This is a genomic window from Mycobacterium sp. (assembly GCF_035314905.1).
In the GTDB taxonomy this organism is placed as follows: domain Bacteria; phylum Actinomycetota; class Actinomycetes; order Mycobacteriales; family Mycobacteriaceae; genus Mycobacterium.
The window spans coordinates 1-8,479 of record NZ_DATFYW010000045.1; the positions used below are offsets into that span (position 1 = coordinate 1).

The following is an 8,479-nucleotide window of genomic DNA, read 5'->3' on the forward strand; positions in this document are numbered from 1 at the left end:
TAGGGGGCGTGCACCGGATGATCGACGTACACCGTCGCCTGCGTGGCGGCGAACCAACCCGTTGCGCCCTTACCGCTGCCGTCCAGCTCGATCTTTTCCGTCAGATAGGTGCACACGATCAGCCCTCCAGGTACTTCCCGAAAAAGTCGTGGATCCGCCGCCAGCCGTCCAGCGCGGCCTCCACGCGGTAGGCCGGCCGGTCTACGGAGAAGAAGGAGTGTCCTGCGCCCTCGTATGAGTGAAACTCGTGCTCCTTGCCCAGCGTGTCGAGCTCGGCGTCCAGCTTGGCCACCGAGTCGGGCGACGGATAGCGGTCCTCGCTGCCGAACAGCCCGAGCAGCGGGCAGCGCAGGTTCGGCGCGAGACCGAGGATCGGCCTCATGCTCTTGGGCATACCCTCCGGCGGATCCTCGACGATGAACGCCCCGTAGCAGTCCACCGCCGCGTCCAACGGCAACGAGCAGGCCGCCAGGAACGCCTGCCGACCGCCTGAGCAGTGTCCGATCACCCCGAACTTTCCGTTGGCCCCGTCCAGTCCGCGCAGGTACCCGACGGCGCCTGCCACATCGCCGACGAGGCGCTCGTCCGGCACACCCCCCGCGGCCCGCACCGTTGCCGCCGCGTCGTCGGGGTCTGCTCCCGGTGCCTCGCGCGAGTACAGGTTCGGGCAGACCGCGTTGTAGCCGGCGACGGCGAGCCGGCGGACGAACTCCTTCGTCTCGCGGTCGTATCCGGGCATGTGGTGGATCCACACGACGCCGCCGCGTGACCCGGGTGCAACCGGAATGGCCCGATAAGCCTCGATTTCGTCGCCACCGCTGCCGGTGATGGTGACCGTCTCCGCGTGGATCGCATCTGGGCTGATCGACGTCGGCATGACATCCCCTCTCTGGTCGTTTGTGCCTGGCAACCAACTTACGTTCAACGAGCCGGGGCGCATCGGCCCGCGTCAGGACGCCGCGTCGACCGTGACGTCGGAGATTTCGGTGCGACTCTGGCCGTTGGTGGTGCCGAGGGTGGGGATCCACACCAGCACTGTGGAGGTCGGCGTTGCGTTGGTGACGGGGATGCGATTGTGACCGGGCTGTAGAGGAACCGGCGGGGTCAGTTCCGTCGTGTCGGTCAGGGCCGCCGGATTCGGGGTGGCCGACGAGCGGATCTGGACCTGCGTGCCGGTGCTCGGGAGGTCGAGCCCGACCGCGGTGACCACCGCGGGGCGGGGCAGCTTCAACAGCAGGCCCACGCCGCTCTTGAAGCCCGGGAACGGCGCGGCGTCGAAGTAGGTGTCGGTCGACCATCCGGTCTTGGAGTCACCGGCGATCGCCAAACTCGCCTGACCGGGGTTGTCTGCGCCGCCACCGGGCGAAAACACAGTTGCCGCAACGAGTTTGACGGGTGCTGCCGGGCGGTTGGCGGGCGCCGTCGGGGTTTGCGAGGCCGACGGCGCCCTCAGGCCGAGCCGGTTGGTGTTGAACCCGTTGACATCGCCGAAAACCCTGCTCAGCACCGACGCCAGCACCACCACCAGCGCGACCACGATTATCGCGGCGGCGACGCCCACCCCGGCCAGTAGTTCTGCCCGCCGCCGGCCCCGGAGCCGCTCGAACAGAGCGGGGACGGCACGCAACGCGACTCGCGTGCGCTGGGTCGGTTCTGGCGGCGGCTGAACGGGTGGCAACGGCCAGGTGCGGTCCGCCTCCGTGATCGCCTGCTCCAACCCGTCTGACAGGGTTCGGGCGCTGGTGATCCCGCCGCCGGGCGACACCGCGCGCGCCGCCACCGCCGAAACGGGGAACGGGATGTCGAGGTTGTGGGCCTGCGGCACCTCGGGCATCCCGTCGGGATCCCGGTCGGCTGCTGCGATGCCACTGCGCACTCCCGTCTCGGGCAGCGGCCAACGGTTGACGAGCAGGGCGTACAAGGCCGCACCGATGCCGCGCACATCGGCCTCCGGCGTCGCATCGGGCATCGCGGCCGGGAAGGCCAACACGACGTCGCCGCCGATGCTGACACGCAGCCGGCTGGGGTGGTCGACGGAAAGCGCGACGTTGGCGCGATGGGCCACCTCGGCCGCCGCCGCCAGCGCCTGGGTGGCCCGTGCCGCGCCGACGGGAGACGGGGAGACGTCCGCGACCTCTTTCAGCGATGCGCCGCGGATCCACTCCGAGACGATCAATCCACCCTCGGCGGTGCGGGCGACGTCGAGCAGCCTGGCGATGCCGGGCATGTCGAATCGGCTCAGCCGCAGCGTGCGGGTGAGAATGTCGCCCACCGCGTCGCGCGGGCCCTCGTCGGCATCGACGATCGTGACGGCGACCTGACGGTTGAGCGGGATATCCAGCGCCTGCCAGAACTGCAGGCCGTCGGGGCCGCCGTGGTTGACCAGCAACCGGTAGCGGCCGTCGGCGACGCCGATCCCCGCGACCAGCCGCATCGGAGCGACCGCAGCGGTGGGCACGAAGTCGTCGACGACGGGACGCGTGTCTTCGCCGACCGCGTCACTTTGCGTATCGTCGAGATACTTTTCAGTCACCGCGCTCTCCCCCACTGCCCAGCGTACGAGGGCGACGCGCAGTTGTGTCGGTTAGCGGCTCATTGGTGTGTGGCCGCCTCCCGTCTTGCCCAGTCTTCCTGCTCCTCCGCGGATTACGAACGCGCCGATGATCACGATCACACCGAGGACGGCGAGCGGAATGGACCACGCCCGCCGGTGCGACAGGGCGGATTGGCAGTCCGCCACATAGGAGGTGTGGGGGACGATCTGGTTGATGACCGGAAGATTCGCCAGGTTCTGGCCGTCCGCTTGCTGCGCGGCGGACAGATCCGACGCCACGGCGTTTCCGCAGCCGATCGTCTCGCCGCTGGGACCCGACACCGACACCGGCACCAGAAGACCCACGGCGCCGGCGATCAACACGATCGCCCCCGCCAGCACGATCAGCCTACGCAAAGTCATGTTGTCCTCCCTGCCGCGGTTCGCTCACCTATGACGGCGTTCGCCGTCGCGTCCTGGGTATGCCCACTTTTCGGGGGCTTGATTCCGTCCCCTACCCGCCGCACGTGGCTCGTGGCGTCCGGGCGTTGACCGCGTCGTCTGCTAGTTTGGCGACAAGCCCCGACGTCAACTCGCTAGGAGCCAAACGATGAACCGGTTCTTGCTGCCCGCGGCGGCCAGCATCGTGGTTGGGCTGCTGCTGGGCGCGGCCGCGATCTTTGGTGTGACGCTGATGGTGCAGCAAGACACCAAGGCCCCGCTGACCGCGGGCGATCCGCAGTCCTCGGTACTCAATCGGGTGGAGTACGGCAACCGCAGCTGACCCGATCGCGCCCTGCAGGCTGTCGGGGCGGTGGTTGTGGGCCGTCGGGGCCGCCGCGCTGATCCTGTCCTTCGCCCAGTCGCCGGGACTGATCTCCCCCGATACCAAGCTCGACCTCACCGCGAACCCGCTGCGGTTTTTGCAGCGGGCCGGCAATCTGTGGAACAGCGATCTGCCATTCGGGCAGGCGCAGAACCAGGCGTACGGGTACCTCTTTCCTCACGGCACGTTTTTCCTGCTCGGCCACCTGGTGGGCCTGCCCGGCTGGGTCACCCAACGGCTGTGGTGGGCACTGCTGCTGACCGTCGGCTTTTGGGGGCTGCTGCGGGTCGCCGAAGCGCTGGGCATCGGCACGACGAGTTCGCGAGCGGTGGCTGCGAGCGCGTTCGCGCTCTCGCCGCGGGTGCTGACCACCCTCGGGTCGATTTCGTCGGAGACACTGCCGATGATGCTGGCGCCGTGGGTGCTGCTGCCGGTGATACTCGCGCTGCGCGGGCAGGGCAACGTCCGGGTGCTTGCGGCGCGCGCGTCACTTGCCGTCGCGTTGATGGGGGCGGTCAACGCGGTCGCGACGCTGACCGGCTGCCTGGCCGCGGTGATCTGGTGGGCCTGTCACCGGCCGAACCGGTTGTGGGTGCGGTTCACCGCGTGGTGGGCGCTCGGCACCGTGCTCGCCACGCTGTGGTGGATGGTGGCGCTGGTACTGCTGGGCCGCATCAGCCCACCGTTCCTGGACTACATCGAATCGTCGGGTGTCACCACCCGCTGGACGTCGCTGATCGAGGTCCTGCGCGGCACCGACAGCTGGACGCCGTTCGTTGCCCCCGCCGCGACCGCCGGGTCGTCGCTGGTCACCGGTTCGGTGGCGATCCTGGCCACCACGCTGGTCGCCGCGGCGGGCCTGGCCGGGCTGGCTTTGTCGTCGTTGCCGGCCCGAGGGCGGCTGATCACGATGCTGCTCGTCGGCGTCGCGCTGCTCGCGGCGGGCTATTCGGGGGGCCTGGGGTCACCGGTGGCGCACACCGTGCAGGCCTTCCTCGACGCGGGCGGGGCCCCGCTGCGCAACGTGCACAAGCTCGAGCCGGTGATCCGCCTGCCGCTCGTCCTGGGCATCGCGCACCTGTTGGGCCGCATCCCGTTGCCGGGCAGCGTGCCGCGGCGGGTCTGGGTCACTGCGTTCGCGCACCCCGAGCACGACAAGCGTGTCGCGGTCGGCATCGTGTTGCTTGTCGCGCTGGCGGTCAGCGCGTCGCTGGCGTGGACGGGACGCCTGACCCCGCCCGGCGCGTTCAGCGCGATACCTCAGTATTGGCACGACGCCGCGGATTGGCTCGACGCGCACGATTGGGAGCACTCCGCCACCCGTGGTCGGGTACTGGTGGCGCCGGGGTCGCCGTTTGCGACGCAGGTGTGGGGCACCAGCCACGACGAGCCGCTGCAGGTCCTGAGCAGCGGTCCGTGGGGGGTCCGCGACTCTGTGCCCCTCACCCCGCCGGAGACCATTCGTGCGCTCGACTCCGTGCAGCGGCTGCTGGCCGCGGGCCGCCCCTCTGATGGTCTCGCCGATACCCTTGCCCGGCAAGGCATTTCCTATGTCGTGGTGCGCAACGACCTGGACCCTGACGTGTCACGGTCGGCGCGGCCGATCCTGGTGCACCGTGCGGTCGGCGGGTCACCTGGGCTGACGAAGGTGGCACAGTTCGGCACGCCGGTCGGCGCCGGCATGGTGAGCGGGTTCGTCGCCGACAGCGATCTGCGGCCGCAATACCCCGCGGTCGAGATCTACCGCGTCGACGCGGGATCCAATCCCGCGGCGCCGTACTTCGCCGACACCGGCGCGATGGCCCGCGTCGACGGCGGCCCGGAGGCGCTGCTGCGGCTCGACGAGCGTCGCCGGCTGCTGCACCAGCCGCCGCTGGGCCCCGTCCTGATGACGCCCGACGCACAGCGCGCCGGCCTGCCGGCGCCGGTGGTCACCGTCACCGACACGCCCGTCGCCCGCGAAACCGACTACGGTCGTGTCGACGACCACTCGTCGGCGATACGGACCGACGACGACCGCCGCAACACGTTCAATCGGGTGCCCGATTACCACTCCGGCGCGCCGACCGCGTACGGGGAGTGGATCGGTGGCCGGATCACGGTGTCGAGTTCCGCGTCGGACTCCACCGCGCTGCCCGACGTCTCCCCGGCCAGCGGGCCGGCGGCAGCGGTCGACGGCGACCCCGCGACCAGCTGGGTGTCCAACGCCCTGCAGGCCGCGGTCGGACAGTGGCTGCAGATCGACTTCGACAAGCCGGTCACCAACGCCACGGTCACGGTCACGCCGAGCGCGACCGCGGTCGGTGCACAGGTCCGCAAGATTCAGGTGTCCACGGTCAACGGCACCACGACCATGCGGTACAGCAAGGCCGGCGAGCCCCTCACGGCGGCGCTGCCGTACGGCGAGACACCGTGGGTCCGGGTGACCGCGATCGGCACGGATGACGGATCGGCCGGCGTGCAGTTCGGCGTCACCGACATCGCGGTCACCCAGTACGACGCGAACGGCTTCGCCCATCCGGTCGAGCTGCGCCACACCGTGGCGGTGCCGGGGCCGCCGGCTGGTTCGCTGGTGGCCGGTTGGGACCTCGGCTCCGACCTGCTCGGTCGACCGGGCTGCGCCGACGGACTCGGCCGGATGCGCTGCGCCGCGGCGATGGCGCTCGCACCGGAGGAGCCGGTCAATTTCAGCCGCATGCTGACGGTGCCCGGACCCACCACGGTCACCCCGACGGTGTGGGTGCGGGCCCGACAGGGCCCGGACCTCGCCGACCTCGTCGCCCAGCCGGGCGCCGCCCGGGCCTTCGGCGACGCCGACCTCATCGACGTATCCGGCTCGGCCTACGCCGCTGCCGACGGCGACCCGGGCACCTCGTGGACTGCGCCGCAAAACACCGTGCACGGCAAAGACGCACCCAGCCTGGTGCTGCGCCTCCCTCATCCCACCGAGGTGACGGCGCTGCGGCTGATGCCGAGCTCGTCGCCGGTACCGGCCCATCCGACACTGGTCGCGGTTGACCTCGGCAGCGGCCCGCAGGTCCGGCAGGTGTCGGCATCCCGGGACGGCGACGGTGGCGTCGCGACGCTGCGGCTCACGCCGCGGGTGACGGACGCGGTGAAGCTCAGCGTGCTGGACTGGGACGACGTGATCGACCGCACGGCGCTGGGCTTCGACCAGCTCAAGCCGCCCGGCATTGCCGAGCTCGCGGCGTTGGGCCCGGACGGCCGGCCGATCGCGCCCGCGAACGCCGCGGTCAACCGCGGCCGCCATGTTGACGTCGACTGCAGCCATGGGCCGGTGGTTGCGATCGCCGGACGGTTCGTGCCGACCGCGATCCACACCACTGTCGGTGCCCTGCTTGCCGACGACCCGATCGCCGTGCAGCCGTGCCAGCAGCTTCCGATCACATTGCCGGCCGGCCGGCAGGAGCTGCTGATCAGTCCCGGCCCGGCGTTCGTCGTCGACGGCGCGCAACTCGCCGGGCCGCTGGCGGGCGACCCGCATACCGCCGCCACCGTTCCCGCGGACACCGGCGGGTGGGGGCCCGCACGCCGCGAAGTGCACGCCGCACCGTCGGCTTCGACCCGGGTGCTCGTGGTGCCGGAGTCGGTGAACCCCGGCTGGATCGCGCGAACGTCCGGCGGCAGCCGGCTCACCGCGGTCACCGTCAACGGCTGGCAGCAGGGCTGGGTGGTGCCCGCGGGCACCGAGGGCACGATCACACTGACCTACCCGTCCAACGACCTCTACCGCGCCGGCCTCGGCGGCGGTCTTGCCCTGCTGCCGGTGCTGGCGTTGCTGGCTCTGGTGCCGTCCCGACGACGGCCCCCTCCCGGCGGGCCTCCCCGGCCGTGGCATCCCGGACCGCGGACGGGCGCGGCGGCGGTCCTCGCCACGGGATGGCTGATCGCCGGCCCCGCCGGCGCGGTGGTGTTAGCCGCGGCGCTGGGCCTGCGGTACGTGCTGATGAGGCGACGCCCCGGACTCTCCGAGACGCTGACACCCCTCACCGCCGCCGTGCCGCTCATTCTGGCGGGCGCGGTGTTGTCGCTCCATCCGTGGCGATCCGTGGGCGGCTATGTCGGGCATTCCTGGGGCGTGCAACTGCTCGCCCTGATCGCAATCGCCGCGCTGGCCGCATCGGCTGTGTCAATGCCGGGCCGCGACGAGCCTGTGCCGTAGCAGAATGCGCCCATGGCACAACTGAACACTGCGCGGGGCGCAATCGACACGGCCGACCTGGGCGTCACGCTGATGCACGAGCATGTATTCGTGCTGTCGCCCGAGATCGTGCAGAACTATCCCGAGGTCTGGGGTGAGGAAGCCCGTCGCGAGGCCGATGCGATCCGTCGCCTCAACGAGCTGAAGGCACCCGGCGTGGACAGCATCGTCGGTCTCACCGTCATCGGGCTTGGCCGATACATCCCGCGCATCGCGGCGGCCACCGAGCTCAACATTGTCGTTGCCACCGGGGTGTACACCTACAACGACGTGCCGATGCACTTCCACTTCACCGGGCCGGGCACCGTGCTTGACGGCCCCGAGCCGATGACGGAGCTGTTCGTTCGGGACATCGAGGAAGGCATCGCCGGCACCGGCGTCAAGGCGGCGATCCTCAAGTGCGCGACCGACGAACCCGGCGTCACCCCGGGTGTCGAGCGGGTGCTGCGGGCGGTCGCCCAGGCGCACCTGCGCACCGGTGTGCCGATCTCGACGCACACCCACGCCGCGACGCGGCGAGGACTCGATCGGCAGCGGGTCCTACATCGGGATGGACCGCTTCGGTGCCGACACGTTCCTGCCGTTCGAGGACCGGGTGGACACCGTGGTTCGCATGTGCGAACGCGGGCACGCCGGCAAGATGGTCCTGTCGCACGATGCGCCCTGCTTCATCGACTGGCTGCCCGAGGAGCTGGTGCCCGTCGCGCTGCCGAATTGGCATTTCCTGCATATCCACAAGACGTGCTGCCGGCGCTGCGGGAGCGCGGGGTCACCGATGACCAGATCCGCGCCATGCTGGTCGACAACCCGCGCAGGATCTTTCATACCCGGGGCGGCTACTGACGTGACCGCCCCTGTCCCGCCGATGTCACCGCACGACCGCGGGCTCCGGCGCGTC

General features: G+C 70.6%; 6 protein-coding genes and 1 pseudogene. 3 read left to right on the top strand and 4 right to left on the bottom strand.

The features are described 5' to 3' along the window. The 4 genes from VKG81_RS03670 to VKG81_RS03685 form a co-directional block, all read right to left on the bottom strand. Positions 1–116, bottom strand: a 116-nt coding sequence (locus VKG81_RS03670) for a DUF6295 family protein (protein ID WP_324389821.1), incomplete at its 3' end; no start/stop codon positions are given. Between the two features lie 2 nt (positions 117–118). Further along, positions 119–877, bottom strand: a complete 759-nt coding sequence (locus VKG81_RS03675) for a dienelactone hydrolase family protein (RefSeq protein ID WP_324389813.1) — start codon at positions 875–877, stop codon at positions 119–121. 72 nt (positions 878–949) lie between these two features. Then, positions 950–2,533, bottom strand: a complete 1,584-nt coding sequence (locus VKG81_RS03680) for a protein kinase family protein (RefSeq protein ID WP_324389815.1) — start codon at positions 2,531–2,533, stop codon at positions 950–952. A gap of 51 nt (positions 2,534–2,584) precedes the next feature. Continuing rightward, a complete protein-coding gene (locus VKG81_RS03685) occupies positions 2,585–2,956 on the bottom strand; it encodes an aminopeptidase (RefSeq protein ID WP_324389817.1) in 372 nt (123 codons plus the stop codon). 187 nt (positions 2,957–3,143) lie between these two features. Here VKG81_RS03685 and VKG81_RS03690 point away from each other — a divergent pair, with 187 nt between their 5' ends. The 3 genes and pseudogenes from VKG81_RS03690 (at position 3,144) to VKG81_RS03700 (ending at position 8,424) form a co-directional block, all read left to right on the top strand. Continuing rightward, a complete protein-coding gene (locus VKG81_RS03690) occupies positions 3,144–3,317 on the top strand; it encodes a DUF2613 domain-containing protein (protein ID WP_324389819.1) in 174 nt (57 codons plus the stop codon). 4 nt (positions 3,318–3,321) lie between these two features. Beyond that, complete coding sequence (locus VKG81_RS03695; protein ID WP_324389823.1) at positions 3,322–7,542, top strand: alpha-(1->3)-arabinofuranosyltransferase; 4,221 nt, start codon at positions 3,322–3,324, stop codon at positions 7,540–7,542. 12 nt (positions 7,543–7,554) lie between these two features. Beyond that, positions 7,555–8,424 (top strand): annotated as a pseudogene (locus VKG81_RS03700) (phosphotriesterase family protein). Positions 8,425–8,479: the final 55 nt, after the last annotated feature.